Here is an 18513-nt window from a genome sequence, read left to right as displayed (position 1 = left end):
GATGCCGGGAAGCCCGCGTTCACCGCCCGTTCATGGGCCGATCAACGCCGTCTCCCCCGGCCTTTGCCGCGATCATCATGGGTGATCACGGGCCTCGCCCACAAACCGCGGGCCACCGGACCGGGCATCTGGGACATTGCGGGTCCCACCATCGCCTCGGCATAGGGTGGGCGACCATGACATGGCTGATCACAGGTGGAGCGGGATACATAGGGGCCCACGTGGCACGGGCCATGACGGACGCCGGGGAGCGCGTCCTCGCGCTGGACGATCTGTCGGCCGGGTTCCCTGCGCGACTGCCGGCGGACGTGACGCTGGTACGGGGTTCGTCGCTGGACGCCGCTCTGCTGAAGCGGGTGCTCGCCGAGCACGAGGTGACAGGGGTGGTGCACCTGGCCGCGCGCAAGCAGGTCGCCGAGTCCGTGGCCCAGCCGATGCACTACTACCAGGAGAACGTCGGCGGACTGGCGACGCTCCTCGAAGCCGTCGCCGAGGCCGGGATCGAGCGCTTCCTCTTCTCCTCGTCCGCCGCCGTCTACGGCAACCCGGACGCGGAGCTGATCACGGAGGACACCCCGTGCGCCCCGGTGAACCCGTACGGCGAGACGAAGCTCACCGGTGAGTGGCTGGTGCGGGCGGCCGGGCGGGCGCACGGCATATCGACCGTGTGCCTGCGCTACTTCAACGTGGCGGGCGCGGCCACGCCGGAGTTGGCGGACACCGGCGTCTTCAACATCGTGCCGATGGTCTTCGACCGGCTCACCCGTGACGAGGCCCCGCGGATCTTCGGCGACGACTATCCGACGCCGGACGGCACCTGTATCCGTGACTACATCCATGTCGCGGACCTGGCGGGGGCGCATCTGGCGGCCGCACAGGGGCTCGGGGACCGCAGCGGGGACCTGACCGTCAACATCGGCCGTGGCGAGGGCGTCTCCGTGCGCGAGATGGTCACCGTCATCGGCGAGGTCACCGGCGACCGGCGGCCCGCCGTCGTGGAGCCCCGGCGCCCCGGCGACGCCCCGGTCTCGGTGGCCTCGGCCGCCCGGGCCGCCGCGGAGCTCGGCTGGACGGCCCGCCGCGGGGTGCACGAGATGATCGAGTCGGCGTGGCGGGGCTGGCAGCTGCACCACGCCAAGTGATTCGGGAGTGTTCTGACCTGCGGATCGTTTCCGCAGGTCAGGGCACATGACAACGGTGTTCAGTGCCGCGTTGCCCCATACCCCCCACCCGTAGTTCACTGTGATCCCGGGCGGGCTGTTCCGGGTCGACACGTAGGAGGCGGCTTCCATGGGGGCTGGGCACGATCACGGGCACGCGCACTCGCATGCGCCGACCGGCGGTACGGCGACCGCGGCATACCGCGGCAGGCTGCGGGTCGCGCTGTCGATCACCCTCACCGTCATGGTCGTCGAGATCGTCGGCGGCGTCATGGCGGACTCGCTCGCCCTGGTCGCGGACGCGGCGCACATGGCGACGGACGCGCTGGGCCTCGGGATGGCCCTGATGGCGATCCACTTCTCGAGCCTCCCGCCGAGCGGGAAGCGCACCTTCGGTTACGCCCGCGCGGAGATCCTCGCCGCGCTCGCCAACTGTCTGCTGCTGCTCGGCGTCGGCGGGTACGTCCTGTACGAGGCGATCCAGCGGTTCATCACGCCCGCCGGCACCGAGGGCGGGCTGACCATCGTGTTCGGCGCGATCGGCCTGGTCGCGAACATGATCTCGCTGTCGCTGCTGGTGCGCGGACAGGCGGAGAGCCTGAACGTGCGGGGCGCCTTCTTGGAGGTCGCGGCGGACGCGCTCGGTTCGCTCGCGGTGATCATCTCCGCGGTGGTGATCCTCACCACGGGCTGGCAGGCCGCGGACCCGATCGCCTCCCTGGTCATCGGACTGATGATCGTGCCGCGCACCTGGAAGCTGCTGCGGGAGACCCTCGACGTGCTGCTGGAGGCGGCCCCGAAGAACGTCGACATGGACGACGTACGGGCCCACGTGCTGGCCCTCGACGGCGTCGAGGACGTCCACGACCTGCACGCCTGGACGATCACCTCCGGAATGCCGGTGCTGTCCGCGCACGTGGTGGTGCGCTCGGACGTGCTGAACGCGATCGGTCACGAGAAGATGCTCCACGAACTCCAGGGCTGCCTGGGAGACCACTTCGACGTGGAGCACTGCACCTTCCAGCTGGAGCCGGTCGGGCACGCGGAGCACGAGGCGAAGCTCTGCCACTGAGAGTCCCGCACGCATGCTCGAACGTCCCGAAAGTACGTTTCAGGCGGAATGCAGCGATCCGGTGGTCGGCTGCGTCCTCCACCCCACAGCGCCACCCCGGACGGTTCCCCGTCCGCCGCGCCGGGCACGATCAACTGCCGGTAGTGCCGTATGTGTGCGGCACACTTGGTGCGCGAAAAACCGATGCGAAGGATGGGCATGCCGATCACACCTGCCACCGCGACGCACAGTCCGTCGAACGGCACAGCTGACGCGATTCTGCTGGAACTCGTCGACGAGGACGGCGTCACGATCGGCACCGCGGAGAAGCTCGCCGCCCATCAGGCGCCGGGGCAGCTGCACCGCGCCTTCTCCGTGTTCCTGTTCGACGAGCGGGGCCGGCTGCTGCTCCAGCAGCGCGCGCTGGGCAAGTACCACTCCCCCGGTGTGTGGTCCAACACCTGCTGCGGCCACCCCTATCCGGGCGAGGCGCCCTTCGCGGCGGCCGCCCGGCGCACGTACGAGGAGCTGGGCGCCTCCCCGTCGCTGCTCGCCGAGGCGGGCACGGTCCGCTACAACCACCCGGACCCGGACTCGGGCCTGGTGGAGCAGGAGTACAACCACCTCTTCGTCGGCCTGCTGCAGTCCCCCCTGCGTCCGGATCCGGAGGAGATCGGCGAGACGGTCTTCGTGACCCCCGCCGAGCTGGCGGAGCGGCACGCCAAGGACACCTTCTCGTCCTGGTTCATGACGGTGCTGGACGCTGCCCGGCCCGCGGTCAGGGAGCTGACCGGCCCGTCCGCCGGCTGGTGACGCCCGCTTCCTAGGACACCCGCACGGGTACGAGCGGCAGGGCGGCCCAGATCACCTTGCCGCCGTTCGCCGTGTGCTCGACATCGCAGACGCCGCCCGCCTCGCGGGTGACCTCGCGCACCAGCAGCAGCCCGCGGCCGCCGGTCTGGCCGTGGTCGGCCTCCAGGGCGGTCGGGCGGTAGGGGTGGTTGTCCTCCACCGACACCCGCACCCACTCGGCGCCGACGGCGACCTCCACGGCGAGCATCGGCGACAGCAGGGCCGCGTGCCGCACCGCGTTGGTGACCAGTTCGGAGACGATCAACAGGAGTCCGTGCACCAGGTCGTCCGAGACCGGTACGCCCTGGCGCAGCAGCAGATCCCGCACGGCGTGCCGCGCCTGCGGGACCGAGGCATCGACGGCGGGAGCGGTGAACCGCCAGACGCCCTCGTACGGCAGCGGCCCGGGCAGCCCGGGGGCCGGCTCCTCGACCTCACCGGCTGCTGGGCGTGGGGCGGACCCGCGCCCATGGTTCTCCATCGTCCGGTCGCCACCCTCGCGCTCGATTGTCACCACACGTCGAGTGTTGGCAGCGAGTCGCTCCGCGCCGGATGACTGAACAGAAGTCAGCAGATATCGAGCGTTTGTGATCACCCTCGCACGACACGGTCGACTATGAGACTGCCCCTGTCCCACTTTTGCCGTGTTCGCGAACTATTCGGGTTGTACGGGTTTGGCGACCGCCTCGTCCTTTTCGCTCCGTGCGTCGTCCTCGGCGGCGAGCCGTTCGGAGACCATCCCGACGATACGCCGCCCGCCGAACCCCGTGGCGATCAGACCGAGCCCGTCGAAGAGCAGCGCCAGCGAGAAGAAGGAGCCGATGACGTACTTGCTGCTGCTCGGCCAGGAGGCCAGCACGAGGATGCCGAGGAGCAGTCCGAAGGCACCCTGCACCAGCGTCCAGCCGAACTGCGTACCGCGCACCACCAGACTGCCGGCCAGCCGGAACACCCCGCCGGTCAGGAAGAGCAGCGCCGCGAACATGGTCAGGGCCTCGGCGGCCGCCTCGGGTCTGCGGATGACGACCACACCGGCCGCGATGTTCAGGGCGGCGACCACGACGCCGAGCCAGAAGAAGTTGGTGCCGCGCGCCTGGATCGCGTGCAGCAGGCCGACGGCGCCGCCGATCAGCAGCAGCCAGCCGAACAGCAGCATGGAGGTGAGCGTGGCCACCCCGGTGTAGATGAGCCCGACGAGTCCGGCGAGCACCAGGATCACGCCGAGCGCGGCCAGCCAGCCGAAGCCCCGGCTCAGCTTCGCGGTCTCGTCCTTGGCCATCGGCGCCTCCTCACACGGGGCCCCTCCCCGATCGTACGAGCGCAGGAGGCGGTTAGCATCCGGCCATGGAGCCCCAGCTGCTGTACAGCGTGACCGATTCCGTCGCCACCGTCGTCATCCACCACCCGGCCAAGCGCAACGCGATGACGGCCGCGATGTGGCGGGCGCTGCCGCCGCTGCTCGACACTCTCGCCGCCGACCCGGAGGTACGGGCTCTGGTGCTCACCGGGGAGGGCGGGACGTTCTGCGCCGGGGCCGACATCTCCACGCTGCGGGAGTCGTCGGAAGAGGCACAGGGGCTCGCGGTGGCGGCCGAGGAGGCGCTCGCCGCCTTCCCGAAGCCGACGCTGGCGGCGGTCCGCGGGCACTGTGTGGGCGGCGGTTCACAGCTCGCGGCGGCCTGCGATCTGCGGTTCGCGCAGGAGGGCTCGCTGTTCGGGGTGACCCCGGCCAAGCTGGGGATCGTGTATGCGGCCTCCTCCACCAGGCGGTTGGTGGCACTGGTGGGTCCGGCCGCCACCAAGTACCTGCTGTTCTCCGGCGAGTTGATCGGCACCGACCGGGCGCTGCGCACCGGGCTGGTCGACGAGGTGCTGCCGGAGGGTGAACTGGACAAGCGGGTCGCGGAGTTCACCCGGATCCTGGTGTCCCGTTCGCAGTTGACACAGGCCGCGGCGAAGGAGTTCGCGGGCGGGGTCGTGGACCGGGACGCCCACTGGGCCGAGCAGGCACGCGGCAACGGCGACACCGCGGAGGGCGTCGCCGCGTTCCTGGAGCGCAGGCAGCCGCGCTTCACCTGGACTACTTCAGGATGAACCGGCTCTTGGAGCGGAACTCCTCGACGAGGTGCGCGGGAGCCTTCTGGGGCGAGCCGGCGTCGTAGGGCGGCTGCGGGTCGTACTCCGTCAACAGCTGTACGGCCTGGGCGTGTTCGTCGCCGGCGATCCGGCCGAGCAGGGTGAGGCCCATGTCGATACCGGAGGAGACGCCGGCCGCGGTGACGTACTTGCCGTCGAGGACGACCCGCTCCCCCGTGGGCTCGGCCCCGAACTGCTTCAGGTGGTCCAGGGCCAGCCAGTGGGAGGTCGCGCGGCGGCCGTCGAGGAGTCCGGCGGCGGCCAGCAGCAGCGATCCGGTGCACACCGATGTCGTCCAGGTGCTGGTGGCGTCGGCGGTGCGCAGCCAGTCCAGGAGGGTCTCGTTCTCCATCTGCGGGGTCTGTCCGGGGCCGCCGGGGACGACCACGATGTCCGGGCTCGACACGTCGGCGAGCGTGCGGTCGGCGGTGATGGCGAGGTTGCCGGTGTCGGTGCGGACGGGGCCCGTCCGCTCGGCGACGAAGAACAGTTCCGCGTCCGGGAGGCGGCCGAGGGTCTCGTAGGGTCCCACGGCGTCGAGGGCCGTGAAGCGGTCGAACAAAACGATGGCGATCTGCATCGGGATCCTTTCGGTGGGCGGATGCCGGAGGGAATCGACCGGCGTCTCGGTGGGCGGACGTCGGCGAGGAACCGACCATCAGCGGACACGCGGCGGAGGGAACCGACCGGCGCCTCAGCGGGCGGTTGCCGGAGGGAACCGACCGGCATCTCAGCGGGCAGGTGGCGGAGGGAACCGACCGGCATCACAGCGGGCAGGTTGCGCAGGGAACCGACCGGCATCACAGCGGGCGGATGCCGGAGAAGACTGAACGGCGCCCTCAGTGGACAGGTGCCGGGCGGAAGCGGCGGCGGTACTCGGTCGGTGGCGTTCCCAGGGCTTTGACGAAGGCGCGGCGCATGGTCTCGGAGGTGCCGTAGCCGCTGGCGCGGGAGATCTCCTCCACGCCGTCGGCGGTTTCCTCCAGAAGGCGGCGGGCGTGTTCGAGGCGGACCCGGTCGACGTAGCGGCCTGGGGTCATGCCCGTCTCCGCCTGGAAGGCGCGGGCGAAGTGGCGGGGCGAGAGGCGGGCGCGGGCAGCGAGCGACTCGACGTTCAGCTCACCGTCCGGATGCTCGGTGATCCACTGCTGAACCTCCCGCAAAGGCTCCCGCTGCGCGGTCTGCGCGGCGAGCTGAGCGCTGAACTGGGCCTGGTTGCCCGGTCTGCGCAGGAAGACCACCAGATGGCGGGCGATGGCGAGGGCGACGTCCCGGTCCAGGTCCTCCTCGACCAGCGCGAGGGCGAGGTCGATTCCGGAGGTGACACCGGCGGAGGTGGCGACCGTTCCGTCCCGGATGTAGATCGGGTCGGGTTCGACGTGGATCGCCGGGTGGTCGCGGGCGAGCCTGTCGCAGTACGCCCAGTGGGTCGTCACGCGACGTCCGTCGAGCAGGCCCGCCTCGGCGAGCAGGATCGCGCCGGTGCAGACGGAGACGAGGCGCTCGGCGGGCGGTCCGTTCTCGCGCAGCCAGTCGGTCAGGCGCGGGTCGGGACGGCGGGTGCCCTGACCTCCCGGGACCAGGAGGGTGTGCGGAACGGGCGCGTCCGTGAGAGCCAGATCCGGTACGAGGGTCAGGCCGCTGGAGGTGCGCACGGGTGCGCCGTCCAGGGAGGCCGTACGGATGCGGTACGTGCCCGGGATGTGCGTCTCGGCACCGGCGAACACCTCCAGGGGGCCGGTGACGTCGAGGCTCTGCACGTCGTCGAAGAGGACGACGAGGACGGTTCGCTGCGTCATGCACTCGATTCTGGGCGGACCCGCGGACGGCCGCAATGACGAGTACCCCACCTTTCCTGCCACGTCCGTCCTCACCATAGAGGGACATACCAAGCGGTTGGTAACCTGCCGGGCATGACTACCGCCCCCATCGAGCTCCGGGCCGTCCGCCGCTGCGCGAATGTGCTCAACTCCCTGCACGCCACCTCCTACTTCGCGCCCGAACTGGGCAAGGAGCTGGCCGGGATCGGAATCACGCACCCCAGGGCCGCCAACTTCGCGGTGCGGGCCGCCGCCATGGGGCCGGTGGGCGCCGGGACGGTGACGGCGACGTTCTCCAACTACAAGCACGAGCTCGTGGCCCGGTACGTCCCCGATGTGTGGGCCCTGGCCTCGCCCGAGGCCGTCCTCGCGGCACGCGTGCGTGGCGTCGACGCGGCGCTGCGGCGGCTGCTCGGGGCGCAGACGCTCCTGTCACCGGAGATGGCGGAGGCCGCGGAGCTGGCGCTGCGCGCCGCCGAGGCCGGTTCGCGCAGTGCTCGTCCGCTGTACGCGGCGCACGCGGACCTGCCGGTCCCCGAGGAGCCGCACCTGGCGTACTTCCATGCCGCGACCCTGCTGCGCGAGCACCGCGGCGACGGCCATCTCGCCGCGCTGACCGCCGCGGAGCTGGGCGGCCTGGAGGCCATGGTGGCCCACGCGGCGACCGGTAAGGGCATGAGCCCCAAGTGGGTGCTCACCACGCGCGGCTGGAGCCAGGACGAATGGGACGCGGCGGTCGGACGGCTCCGGGACCGCGGGCTCCTGGACGAGGCCGGTGAGCTGACCGAACAGGGTGCGGCACTGCGCGAGGAGATCGAGACCGAGACGGACCGACTGGACCGGGCACCGTACGAACACCTCGGCACCGCGGGTGTGGCACGGCTGACGGAACTCGGGGCGGGCTTCGCGCGGGCGGCGTCGGCGGCGGGGGCGTATCCGGCGGATCTGATCGGCAAGGGCTGAGTGTCGGGTCGGGGTACGGCGGGGCGGACGCGGTAGCACCGGCGCGTGTCGAGGTGGGCTCACCCCCCGCGCCCGTCCGCCGCTCAGAGGTGGTGTCGCCGAGCGCCGAGCAGGTCCGAGGGCGGCGCTCCTGCGCAACCGGATGCATGGCGGGACCACAGCGAGGTACCCGGACTTCCCGGTCGCGTGGCCGGGTGACGAAAGGGGAAGTTCGTGTTCCGAGCGATCGCAGACGTGCTCCGGCAGATCGGCGGCGCCATCGCCACTGTCGTGACGCTGCCCTTCCGGGCGCTGGCCCGGCTGTTCGGCGGCGCATCGAGTTCCACGCGCAGTCGACGGGCCTGATGTCCGCGCCCTGATCCCCGAGTGTCGGTGCCACCTGCCACAATTGCCGCGCAACCTCAGTGAGAAGGCGGTACGGCATCGTGACGACACGCGAGCCCATCGACATCGGATCCATCGAAGGAAGGATCGCCGAGGAGCTCGGCGTGCGGGAGCGGCAGGTGAAGTCCGCCGTGGAACTGCTCGACGGCGGTTCGACGGTGCCCTTCATCGCCCGCTACCGCAAGGAAGCGACCGAGATGCTCGACGACGCGCAGCTGCGCACGATCGAGGAGCGGCTGCGCTATCTGCGGGAGCTGGAGGAGCGGCGGACGGCGATCCTGGAGTCGGTGCGCGAGCAGGGCAAGCTCACCGAGGAGCTGGAGGCGCGGATCCGCGGCGCGGAGACCAAGGCGCGCCTCGAGGACATCTACCTGCCGTACAAGCCGAAGCGCAGGACCAAGGCACAGATCGCCCGGGAGGCCGGCCTGGAGCCGCTCGCCGAGGGGCTGCTCGGGGACCCGAGCGTCGAACCGCTGTCCGCCGCCGCCGCGTTCGTCGACGCCGACAAGGGCGTGGCCGATCCGCAGGCCGCGCTCGACGGCGCACGGGCCATCCTCACCGAGCGGTTCTCCGAGGACGCCGACCTGATCGGCGAGCTGCGCGAGCGCATGTGGGTGCGCGGCCGCCTCGCCGCCAAGGTGAAGGAGGGCAAGGAGGAGGCGGGCGCCAAGTTCGCCGACTACTTCGACTTCGCCGAGCCCTTCAAGCAGCTGCCCTCGCACCGCGTCCTGGCCATGCTGCGCGGCGAGAAGGAGGACGTCCTCGACCTCGTCCTGGAGCCGGAGGAGCCTTCCGAGCAGCCCGGTCCCTCCTCGTACGAGGGAATCGTCGCGCACAGGTTCCAGATCGCCGACCGCGGCCGCCCCGGCGACAAGTGGCTCACGGACACCGTCCGTTGGGCCTGGCGCACCCGCATCCTGGTGCACCTCGGCATCGACCTGCGACTGCGCCTGCGTACCGCCGCCGAGGACGAGGCGGTGAACGTCTTCGCGGCGAACCTCCGCGACCTGCTGCTCGCCGCCCCCGCCGGCACGCGCTCGACGCTGGGCCTGGACCCCGGGTTCCGGACGGGCGTGAAGGTCGCCGTCGTCGACGCCACCGGCAAGGTCGTCGCCACCGACGTCATCTACCCGCACGTCCCGGCCAACAAGTGGGACGAGGCGATCGCCAAGCTGGCCCGCCTCGCCAAGGAGCACGCGGTCGACCTGATCGCGATCGGCAACGGCACGGCGTCCCGCGAGACCGACAAGCTCGCCGGCGAACTCATCACCAAGCACCCCGAGTTGCAGCTCACCAAGGTGATGGTGTCCGAGGCGGGCGCGTCCGTGTACTCGGCGTCGGCCTTCGCCTCGCAGGAACTGCCGGACATGGACGTGTCGCTGCGCGGCGCGGTGTCGATCGCCCGCCGTCTCCAGGACCCGCTGGCCGAGCTGGTGAAGATCGATCCGAAGTCCATCGGTGTGGGCCAGTACCAGCACGACCTGTCCGAGGTGAAGCTGTCGCGTTCGCTGGACGCGGTGGTGGAGGACTGTGTGAACGGTGTGGGGGTGGACGTCAACACGGCGTCGGCCCCGCTGCTCGCCCGGGTCTCCGGCATCACCTCCGGCCTCGCCGAGAACATCGTGGCGCACCGCGACGCCAACGGTCCCTTCACTTCGCGCACCGCACTGAAGAAGGTGGCCCGGCTGGGTCCGAAGGCCTATGAGCAGTGCGCGGGCTTTCTGCGGATCCGCGGCGGCGACGACCCGCTGGACGCGTCCAGCGTGCACCCCGAGGCGTATCCGGTGGTCCGGCGCATGGTGAAGACCGCGGGCCGGGAGGTCGCGTCCCTGATCGGCAACACGGGCGTGCTGCGCTCCCTGCGGCCCCAGGAGTTCGTGGACGAGACCTTCGGTCTGCCCACCGTCTCCGACATCCTCAAGGAGCTGGAGAAGCCGGGGCGTGACCCGCGGCCCGCGTTCAAGACGGCCACCTTCAAGGAGGGCGTCGAGAAGATCTCCGACCTGACGTCCGGGATGGTCCTGGAGGGCGTCGTCACCAACGTGGCGGCCTTCGGGGCGTTCATCGACGTCGGTGTCCACCAGGACGGTCTCGCGCATGTCTCGGCACTGTCGAAGACCTTCGTGAAGGACCCGCGGGACGTGGTGAAGCCGGGTGACATCGTCAAGGTGAAGGTTCTCGACATCGACATCCCGCGCAAGCGGATCTCGCTGACGCTGCGGCTGGACGACGAATCGGCTCCCCAGGATCAGCAGGGTGGCGGGGGCGAGCGCCGACAGCGGGGCGGACGTCCGCCCCAGCAGCGGCAGCAGGGCCAGCAGCGGCAGGGCGGCGGCCGTGGTGGGCAGGGGGGCGGTTCGCGTCAGGCGGCGCCGCCGCCGGCCAACAGCGCGATGGCGGATGCGTTGCGCAAGGCCGGGCTGCTTGATCCGAAGAAGGGCAAGCGCTGACGGCTTCGCCGATGGTGGGGAGACTGCGGGGCCGTCGCGGCTGGTCGCGCAGTTCCCCGCGCCCCTGGAAGAGGCGCTTCGCGCCCTTCCCGTTGCGCCAGGTGCAGTAGCTTGACCGGCTGCCCGGATCCGGGCGGGGCGAAGCTGGGCGGGTCAGTCCACCCCGTCCCGCCTGCCCGGGAGAGTCCATGCCTGTCCCCTCCGGATTCCGTCGCCGTACGGCCGTCGCACTGATCGCGGCTTCTCTGGCCGCCCTGTCACAGACCGCCGCCGTCGCGGCCACGCCTCCCGGACCACACTCCGACGCCGGGCTCCGGCAGCAGCTGGAGGACCTGGTCGACGCGCCCGGCGGTCCGCCCGGCGTCATCGCCGTGCTCCGGGACGGCAGGACCAGCCGGGTCCTCAGGGCCGGGGTCGCCGATCTCGACACCGGCCGTCGGCCCACGCCCCACGATCACATGCGTATCGCCAGTACGGCCAAGGCCTTCAGCGGCGCGGTCGCGCTCTCCCTCGTCGACCGGAACACCCTGGACCTGGACGACACCCTCGGTGAGCGGCTGCCTCACCTGCCCAAGGCCTGGCACGCCGTGACACTGCGCCAGCTGCTGCACCACACCAGCGGCCTGCCCGACTACTCGCAGAGCCCCGGGTTCCTGAAGATCGTCCTCGCCGACCCCCGGCACCGCTTCGACTCCCGCAAGCTGCTGGACTTCGCCGCCGGCGAACCCCTGCGGTTCGCGCCGGGCTCCCGGTACCAGTACTCCAACTCGGACAACATCGCCGTGGCCCTGATGGCGGAGGCGGCCACCCGCATCCCGTACGAACAACTGCTGCACAAGCTGGTGTACCGGCCGCTGGGCCTGCGCGACACCAGCCTGCCGCAGGGGTACCGCATGCCGAAGCCGTATCTGCACGGCTACGACGTGACCCCGCCCGACCCGCCCGAGGACGTGAGCGAGGTCCTGGGCATGTCCGGCGTGTGGGCCTCGGGCGGAATCGTCTCCACGCCCTCCGACCTGACGCGCTTCATCCGCGGTTACGCCGAAGGACGACTGTACGGCCCGCAGGTCGTGGAGCAGCAGCGCGACTGGATCCCCGGCAACTCCGAGCCCAAGGGGCCCGGGCGCAACGACGCGGGGCTCGGCATCTTCCGCTACACCACCCGCTGCGGCGTGATGCTGGGGCACACCGGCAACACCCTCGGCTACACCCAGCTGATGGCGGCCACTCCGGACGGGCAGCGGTCACTGACGCTCTCGGTCACCACCCAGATCAACCAGTCCCAGAAGCCCGACCTGCTGCGCCGGATGCGCGCCGTCCAGGAGAACCTCGTCTGCGCGCTGCTGCGCCACCGGTCCTAGTGTCTTGCGCCTGAAATCACGGGCTTAAATCTGTAGCCTGTTTTCATGTCTCGGGGTCCGCGTGCCGTCGAAGTTGTGCTGTCTGATGAGGAGCGCGCCGAGTTGGTGCGCTGGGTGAGCGGGGCGGTGGCGCCCCGTCTTGTCGAGCGGGCCCGGATCGTTTTGGCGTGCGCGGACGGGCAGCCGAATACGCGTGTGGCAGCGGAGTTGAAGGTCACCGCGGACACGGTGAGGAAGTGGCGGTCGCGGTTTGCTGCCCGCCGGATGGCCGGACTGGCGGATGATCCGCGGCCGGGCCGGCGCAAGTCGGAGCTGGTGCTCAGTGATGAGGAGCGGGCTCAGCTGACGCGTTGGGCCAGGCGCGCCAGGACCGCGCAGTTCCTGGCTCTGCGGGCGAGGATCGTGTTGGGTTGCGCGGAAGGCGGGACGAATAAGCAGGTGGCGGCCGAACTCGGGGTGCGCGAGCAGTCGGTGAGCCGCTGGCGGGCCCGGTTCGTCGAGCGGCGGCTGGACGGGCTGAGTGATGAGCCGCGGTCCGGCAGGCCGCCCTCGATCCTGCTCGACCAGGTCGAGGATGTTGTCGTGGCGACGCTGGAATCGGCCCCGGGCAAGGACACGCACTGGTCGCGGGCTTCCATGGCCGAGCGCACCGGGCTGTCGAAGTCGACGATCGGGCGGATCTGGAAGAAGTTCGACCTCAAGCCGCACCTGCAGGATGCCTTCAAACTCTCCACCGATCCGCAGTTCGTCGCGAAGGTCGTCGACGTCGTCGGCCTGTATCACCACCCGCCCGAGAAGGCGGTGGTGCTGTGCGTGGACGAGAAGAGCCAGATTCAGGCGCTGGACCGCTCGCAGCCGGTGCTGCCGATGATGCCGGGCATGCCCGAGCGGCGTACCCACGACTATCTGCGGCACGGCATTACCAGTCTGTTTGCCGCGTTCAACATCGCCGACGGCACCGTCATCGGTGAACTGCACCGCCGTCACCGGGCCGTCGAGTTCAAGAAGTTCCTGGTCACGATAGACAAGAGGGTTCCCGCCGGGCTCGATGTGCACCTGGTGTGTGACAACTACGCCACCCACAACACCCCCGAGATCAGGACCTGGCTCGGCAAGCACCCCCGCTTCCATGTCCACTTCACTCCGACCGGCTCCTCCTGGATCAACCAGGTCGAGCGATGGTTCGGCCTGCTGACCGACAAGCTCATCCGGCGCGGCGTCCACACCTCGGTAAAGGCGCTGGAGGATGACATCAGAGCCTGGATCGACTCATGGAATGAGAACCCCAGGCCCTTCACCTGGACCAAGACCGCCGACGAGATCCTCAACTCGCTCGCCGACTACCTCGCCAAGGTCACTCCTCCAGCCAGCCAGCGATAACCGGCGACAGATTTAAGCCCGTGATTTCAGGCGCAGGACACTAGCGTTCGGTCACCTTGCCGTCCGCGACCTCCAGACGGCGGGTGACATGGACCGCGTCCAGCATGCGGCGGTCGTGAGTCACCAGAAGCAGGGTGCCCTCGTAGGCGTCGAGCGCCGACTCCAGCTGCTCGATGGCCGGGAGGTCGAGGTGGTTGGTCGGTTCGTCGAGGACCAGGAGGTTGACGCCCCGGCCCTGGAGCAGGGCCAGGGCGGACCTCGTGCGCTCCCCCGGGGAGAGCGTGGCCGCCGGGCGCAGGACGTGGTTCGCCTTCAGGCCGAACTTGGCCAGCAGGGTGCGGACCTCGGCCGGTTCCGTGTCGGGGACCGCGGCGCAGAAGGCGTCCAGCAGTGACTCGGTGCCGTGGAACAGCTTGCGGGCCTGGTCGACCTCGCCGATCAGGACGCCGGAGCCCAGCGAAGCGGTGCCCGCGTCGACCGGGACGCGGCCCAGCAGTGCCCCGAGGAGGGTCGACTTGCCGGCGCCGTTCGCACCGGTGACCGCCACCCGGTCCGCCCAGTCGATCTGAAGGGTCACCGGGCCGAGCCCGAAGTCGCCGCGGCGGACCTCCGCCTCCCGCAGGGTCGCCACCACCGACCCCGAGCGCGGTGCCGAGGCGATCTCCATGCGCAGTTCCCACTCCTTGCGCGGCTCCTCGACGACCTCCAGGCGTTCGATCATGCGCTGGGTCTGCCGGGCCTTCGCGGCCTGCTTCTCGCTGGCCTCGCTGCGGAACTTGCGGCCGATCTTGTCGTTGTCGTTGCCCGCCTTGCGGCGCGCGTTCTTGACGCCCTTGTCCATCCAGGAGCGCTGGGTCTGCGCCCGGTCCTGGAGGGCCGCCTTCTTGTCGGCGTACTCCTCGAAGTCGTCGCGGGCGTGCCGGCGGGACACGTCGCGCTCCTCCAGATAGGCCTCGTAGCCGCCGCCGTAGATGTTGATCTGTCCCTGCGCGAGGTCGAGTTCGAGGACCTTGGTGACCGTGCGGGTGAGGAACTCGCGGTCGTGGCTGACGACGACCGTGCCCGCGCGCAGGCCGCTCACAAAGCGTTCCAGGCGTTCCAGGCCGTCCAGGTCGAGGTCGTTGGTCGGCTCGTCGAGGAGGAAGACGTCGTAGCGGGAGAGCAGCAGCGACGCGAGCCCCGCCCGTGCCGCCTGGCCGCCGGACAGGGCCGTCATCGGCTGGTCCAGGTCCACCGCCAGGCCCAGAGAGTCGGCGACCTCGGCGGCGCGCTCGTCGAGGTCCGCGCCGCCGAGGTCGAGCCAGCGCTCCAGGCTCGTGGCGTACGCGTCGTCCGCGCCCGGCGCCCCGTCGACCAGGGCCTGGGTCGCCTCGTCCATGACCCGCTGGGCCTCGGCGACGCCGGTGCGGCGGGCCAGGAACTCCCGGACCGTCTCACCGGGGCGGCGCTCCGGCTCCTGAGGAAGGTGGCCGACGGTCGCCGTCGGCGGGGAGAGCCGGAGCTCGCCGTCCTCCGGCGTGGTCAGCCCGGCGAGCAGCCTGAGCAGGGTGGACTTGCCCGCGCCGTTGGCTCCGACCAGCCCGATGACGTCACCGGGCGCAACGACTAGGTCGAGCCCGGCGAACAGGGAGCGGTCGCCGTGGCCGGCGGCGAGATTCTTGGCGACGAGTGTGGCAGTCATGAGGGGATCGATCCTAGCGAGGTGCTCGAGGGGGCTTCTCGCGGATTCCGTGCCGGGGGCCACGCCTCCGGCTCGGCGGGACGACAACACGACGACAACACGACGACGGCGAAGCAACGGCGACACGCACCGACCTCCCCCGGTCGGCCGTACTTTTGCGGTCAACTTCCTTGCACCGCACGGTCACCCGATCCACATCACCCCTTCAGGAGTTCAGAGATGAGTACGAAGACGGGTCCCCAGCGCTTTCCGGGCGCGAGCCGGGCGAACTGGTACCAGGACGACTTCGGCGGTGATCCGATGGAGGTCAACGTCGTCGTCCTGCACACCACCGAGGGCCGCACCCTGCCCGGCTACGGCGGCGGTGGCTCCGCTCCGAACCTGACAGCGGTGCCGGAGTTCGACGCCAAGAAGCTGAAGTGGTTCCAGCACTTCGACATCGAGACCTCGTCCAGGGCGCTGGTCAATCTGCGGGGCGGCGCGGAGACCAACACCGCGAACGTGTGCCAGGTCGAGCTGGTCGGCACCTGCGACCCCAAGACGCACAAGAAGTGGAAGGCCGCGGGCCAGGCGCACATCTACTGGCCCGAGGCCCCGGACTGGGCGCTGCAGGCCGTCGCCGGCTTCCTGGCCTGGATGCACGAGCAGCACGGGGTGCCGCTGTCGGGGCCGCAGGAGTGGCCCGCGTACCCGAGCTCGTTCGGCAAGGGCAACGGGGCCCGGATGACGGTCGCGCAGTGGAACAAGTTCAAGGGGATCTGCGGGCACCTCCACGTGGTCGAGAACGAGCACGGCGACCCGGGGGCGATCGACTTCGCCGCACTCCTCAAGTACGCCAAGGCCGAGCTGGACGTGGACGACGACACCCCCGCCCCCACCACGCCCGCCAAGCCGAAGATCCCCGCGTTCCCGGGACGCAAGTACTTCGTGACCGGTGCCTCGAACAAGTACGTCCTCCAGCTCGGCAAGCAGCTGGTGAAGCGCGGGTTCGGCGACCACTACAAGGTCGGCCCCAGCAAGACGTGGGGCGAGGCGGACCAGCTCAATGTGCGGGCCTTCCAGAAGTCGCGCAAGGAGCTGCGCGGCGACGCCGACGGCACCCCCGGTCCGCTGACCTGGCGCCTGCTGTTCTCCTGAGTGCCCGGGGCCCCCGCCGAGGCGGGGGCCTTCAGTGCGCCATCGCCTCGACCAGCACGCCCCCCGATGTCCGCGCCACCACGAACGACTCCCCCTTCACCGCCCTCGCGTCCAGCGCGATGCGATGCCGGCCCGCCTCCAGGACCCCGTCGAAGACCTCCTCGGCGTGGGTGCGCAGGAGCCGGTCGAGGCGGTACGCCGTGAGACGCACCCGGCACGGCGAGGTGACCTCGACGCCCGCCTCGCCGTCGGCGGCGACCAGCCGGGTCAGGCGGCGCTGTTCCTGTGGGCTGCGGTCGAGGGCGTGCTCGATCTGGGCGACGAGGAGGGGGACTATCGGGGCGAGGCCGTCGACATAGGCCACCTCGACGCCGGCTCGTTCGAAGGACCGGCGTACGGCGGCACGTTCCTGCTGAGCGACCGCACGGCCGAAGGCGACGGCACCGTAGGCGCGCAGTTCGTCGGCGGGCACGCCCTCGGCGTCCTGGGTGATGTCGGCGCCGATGCCGATGGTGCGCAGGGCGGCGGCGAGCTTGGCGAGGAGGGCGACGCGGGCGCCGATCAGCAGGACGCGGCGGCGCGGGCTCGCGGAGTCGGGGCCGAGCAGGGAGTCCAGGGCCTGCCGGTACTCGGGGCCGCGGAAGCGGAAGGGGCCGATGCCGTGGTAACCGTTGAGCTCCAGGTCGGCGTGTTCGTCGGTCTGCCAGGCGAAGTCCCGCCAGATGAAGTCGCCGTGCTCCTTCTCGATCACGGCGGTGACGGCACCGCACCCGAGGTCCTCGCACTCGGGGCAGCCGTATATGACGTAGCGCCCACCCGGAAGCGGGGCGTCCGTCTCCAGCAGCAGGCTGCGGACCTGGGCGGTGAAGATCGAGGGTGGTACGTCGGAGGCCAGTGGGGAGACGGCGTCGAGGTCGGAGAGCTGGAAGAGCAGCGGTCGTCCGTCGACGATGAAGTCCATGAAGTCCCGGTGGACCTGGTACTCACCGTTGACGAGAACTCCACCGGCACGCATCGCCGGTGCCAGGCCGAAGGTCGCGTACTCGGCAGACATGCTGCGAGTATTCCCGCAGCAAGCGCCCTCTGCGCACGGCATACGACATTCCGCTAACGTCCCGGTGTGGACAGTGAGCCGAGCAGCGATGTCGTGGTGGTCGGCGGTGGGGTGATCGGGCTGACGACGGCCGTGGTCCTGGCCGAGCGCGGCAGGCGGGTGCGGGTGTGGAGCCGGGATCCTGTCGAGCGCACCACCTCGTGGGTTGCGGGGGCGCTGTGGTGGCCCTACCGGATCGAGCCGGTCGCGCCGGCCCGCGCGTGGGCGCTGCGCTCGCTGGAGGTGTACGAGGCGCTCGCGGCGGACCCGGACCGTACCGGCGTACGCATGGTCGAAGGAGTACTCGGCGAGGCGGACCTGGACAGGGCCACGGCCTGGGCGGGCGAGCGGCTGCCGGGTCTGCGGGCCGCCACGGCCGAGGAGTACGCCGGGTCGGGGCTGTGGGCACGGCTCCCGCTCGTCGACATGGCGGTCCATCTGCCCTGGCTGCGGCAGCGGTTGCTCGACGCGGGCGGGACGATCGAGCCGCGTACGGTGTCCGACCTCGTGTCGGTCGGGGCGCCGGTGGTGGTCAACTGCACGGGGCTGGGCGCGCGGGAGCTGGTGCCGGACGCCTCCGTGCGGCCGGTGCGCGGGCAGTTGGTCGTCGTGGCGAACCCCGGCATCCGGACGTGGGTCGTGTCGACCGACGCCGACGGGGAGATGGCGTACTGCTTCCCGCATCCGGACCGGCTCCTGCTGGGCGGTACGGCGGACGACGGGGTGTGGTCGACGGAGCCGGATCCGGCGGTGGCCGAGGCGATCGTACGGCGGTGTGCGGCGCTGCGGCCGGAGACAGCCGGGGCGCGGGTGCTGGGGCACCGGGTGGGGCTGCGGCCGGTGCGGGACGCGGTGCGGCTTGAGCGAGAACTGCTGCCGGACGGACGGGTGTTGGTGCACAACTACGGTCACGGCGGCGGGGGCGTCACCGTGGCCTGGGGCTGCGCGCAGAAAGCGGCGGCGCTCGCCTCCGCCTAGATCCGTCCCGGCGGTCTTGATGAATCCCGGTGCGGCACCGCGCCCCAAAGGGGCGCGGGGCTGCGTC

Annotated in this window: 17 protein-coding genes; 11 read left to right on the top strand and 6 right to left on the bottom strand. The window is 70.8% G+C overall.

Features of this window, described 5'->3' with window-relative positions:
• Positions 1-176 precede the first annotated feature (176 nt).
• The 3 genes from galE (at position 177) to idi (ending at position 3024) form a co-directional block, all read left to right on the top strand.
• Positions 177-1142, top strand: coding sequence for a UDP-glucose 4-epimerase GalE (galE, locus tag TN53_RS01090; RefSeq protein WP_046256344.1), 966 nt, complete (start codon positions 177-179; stop codon positions 1140-1142).
• Between the two features lie 148 nt (positions 1143-1290).
• Entirely contained in the window at positions 1291-2232 is a 942-nt protein-coding gene (locus TN53_RS01085) for a cation diffusion facilitator family transporter (protein WP_046256343.1), read from the top strand.
• A gap of 198 nt (positions 2233-2430) precedes the next feature.
• A complete protein-coding gene (gene idi, locus TN53_RS01080) occupies positions 2431-3024 on the top strand; it encodes an isopentenyl-diphosphate Delta-isomerase (RefSeq protein ID WP_046256342.1) in 594 nt (197 codons plus the stop codon).
• Between the two features lie 10 nt (positions 3025-3034).
• On the opposite strand, the gene TN53_RS01075 is transcribed toward idi, so the two are convergent.
• Together TN53_RS01075 and TN53_RS01070 are read right to left on the bottom strand one after the other, a co-directional pair.
• The gene (locus TN53_RS01075; RefSeq protein ID WP_046256398.1) at positions 3035-3544 is read right to left on the bottom strand and encodes an ATP-binding protein; all 510 of its coding nucleotides are present in this window, start codon (positions 3542-3544) and stop codon (positions 3035-3037) included.
• A gap of 174 nt (positions 3545-3718) precedes the next feature.
• Positions 3719-4342: an HdeD family acid-resistance protein gene (locus TN53_RS01070; protein ID WP_046256341.1), complete on the bottom strand. Its 624-nt coding sequence runs from the start codon at positions 4340-4342 to the stop codon at positions 3719-3721.
• Between the two features lie 65 nt (positions 4343-4407).
• Between TN53_RS01070 and TN53_RS01065 the strand changes: the two genes are divergently transcribed.
• On the top strand, positions 4408-5157 hold the full coding sequence (locus TN53_RS01065) for an enoyl-CoA hydratase/isomerase family protein (protein ID WP_046256340.1): 750 nt from the start codon (positions 4408-4410) through the stop codon (positions 5155-5157).
• Here TN53_RS01065 and TN53_RS01060 read toward each other — a convergent pair.
• Positions 5144-5779 carry a DJ-1/PfpI family protein gene (locus TN53_RS01060; protein WP_046256339.1) on the bottom strand — a complete coding sequence of 212 codons (636 nt, stop codon included), beginning with the start codon at positions 5777-5779 and terminating at the stop codon, positions 5144-5146. The genes TN53_RS01065 and TN53_RS01060 overlap by 14 nt on opposite strands.
• 259 nt (positions 5780-6038) lie before the next feature.
• Entirely contained in the window at positions 6039-6998 is a 960-nt protein-coding gene (locus tag TN53_RS01055; RefSeq protein WP_046256338.1) for a GlxA family transcriptional regulator, read from the bottom strand.
• Positions 6999-7112: 114 nt separating this feature from the next.
• Between TN53_RS01055 and TN53_RS01050 the strand changes: the two genes are divergently transcribed.
• The 5 genes from TN53_RS01050 (at position 7113) to TN53_RS01035 (ending at position 13557) form a co-directional block, all read left to right on the top strand.
• A complete protein-coding gene (locus tag TN53_RS01050; RefSeq protein ID WP_046256337.1) occupies positions 7113-7982 on the top strand; it encodes an SCO6745 family protein in 870 nt (289 codons plus the stop codon).
• Between the two features lie 213 nt (positions 7983-8195).
• The gene (locus TN53_RS49075; RefSeq protein WP_252100478.1) at positions 8196-8327 is read left to right on the top strand and encodes an LPFR motif small protein; all 132 of its coding nucleotides are present in this window, start codon (positions 8196-8198) and stop codon (positions 8325-8327) included.
• Between the two features lie 80 nt (positions 8328-8407).
• Positions 8408-10816 (top strand): Tex family protein, encoded by a 2409-nt coding sequence (locus TN53_RS01045; protein WP_046256336.1) that lies wholly within the window; start codon positions 8408-8410, stop codon positions 10814-10816.
• 188 nt (positions 10817-11004) lie between these two features.
• A complete protein-coding gene (locus TN53_RS01040; RefSeq protein WP_046256335.1) occupies positions 11005-12177 on the top strand; it encodes a serine hydrolase domain-containing protein in 1173 nt (390 codons plus the stop codon).
• Between the two features lie 45 nt (positions 12178-12222).
• Positions 12223-13557: an IS630 family transposase gene (locus TN53_RS01035; protein WP_095046221.1), complete on the top strand. Its 1335-nt coding sequence runs from the start codon at positions 12223-12225 to the stop codon at positions 13555-13557.
• 40 nt (positions 13558-13597) lie between these two features.
• Here the strand turns inward: TN53_RS01035 and TN53_RS01030 are convergent, their stop codons facing one another.
• A complete protein-coding gene (locus TN53_RS01030; RefSeq protein WP_046256333.1) occupies positions 13598-15238 on the bottom strand; it encodes an ABC-F family ATP-binding cassette domain-containing protein in 1641 nt (546 codons plus the stop codon).
• Between the two features lie 219 nt (positions 15239-15457).
• Between TN53_RS01030 and TN53_RS01025 the strand changes: the two genes are divergently transcribed.
• Positions 15458-16375: a peptidoglycan-binding protein gene (locus tag TN53_RS01025; RefSeq protein ID WP_046256332.1), complete on the top strand. Its 918-nt coding sequence runs from the start codon at positions 15458-15460 to the stop codon at positions 16373-16375.
• Positions 16376-16406: 31 nt separating this feature from the next.
• On the opposite strand, the gene TN53_RS01020 is transcribed toward TN53_RS01025, so the two are convergent.
• Positions 16407-17429, bottom strand: coding sequence for a hypothetical protein (locus TN53_RS01020; protein ID WP_046256331.1), 1023 nt, complete (start codon positions 17427-17429; stop codon positions 16407-16409).
• A 66-nt stretch (positions 17430-17495) separates the two neighbouring features.
• On the opposite strand from TN53_RS01020, the gene TN53_RS01015 reads away from it, so the two are divergent.
• On the top strand, positions 17496-18446 hold the full coding sequence (locus tag TN53_RS01015; RefSeq protein ID WP_046256330.1) for an FAD-dependent oxidoreductase: 951 nt from the start codon (positions 17496-17498) through the stop codon (positions 18444-18446).
• The last annotated feature ends 67 nt before the right edge of the window (positions 18447-18513 follow it).

Source organism: Streptomyces sp. WM6386, from assembly GCF_000972385.1.
Classification (GTDB): domain Bacteria; phylum Actinomycetota; class Actinomycetes; order Streptomycetales; family Streptomycetaceae; genus Streptomyces.
The sequence above is the reverse complement of the archived record's forward strand: the minus strand, read 5'-3'. Positions and strand labels throughout refer to the sequence as shown.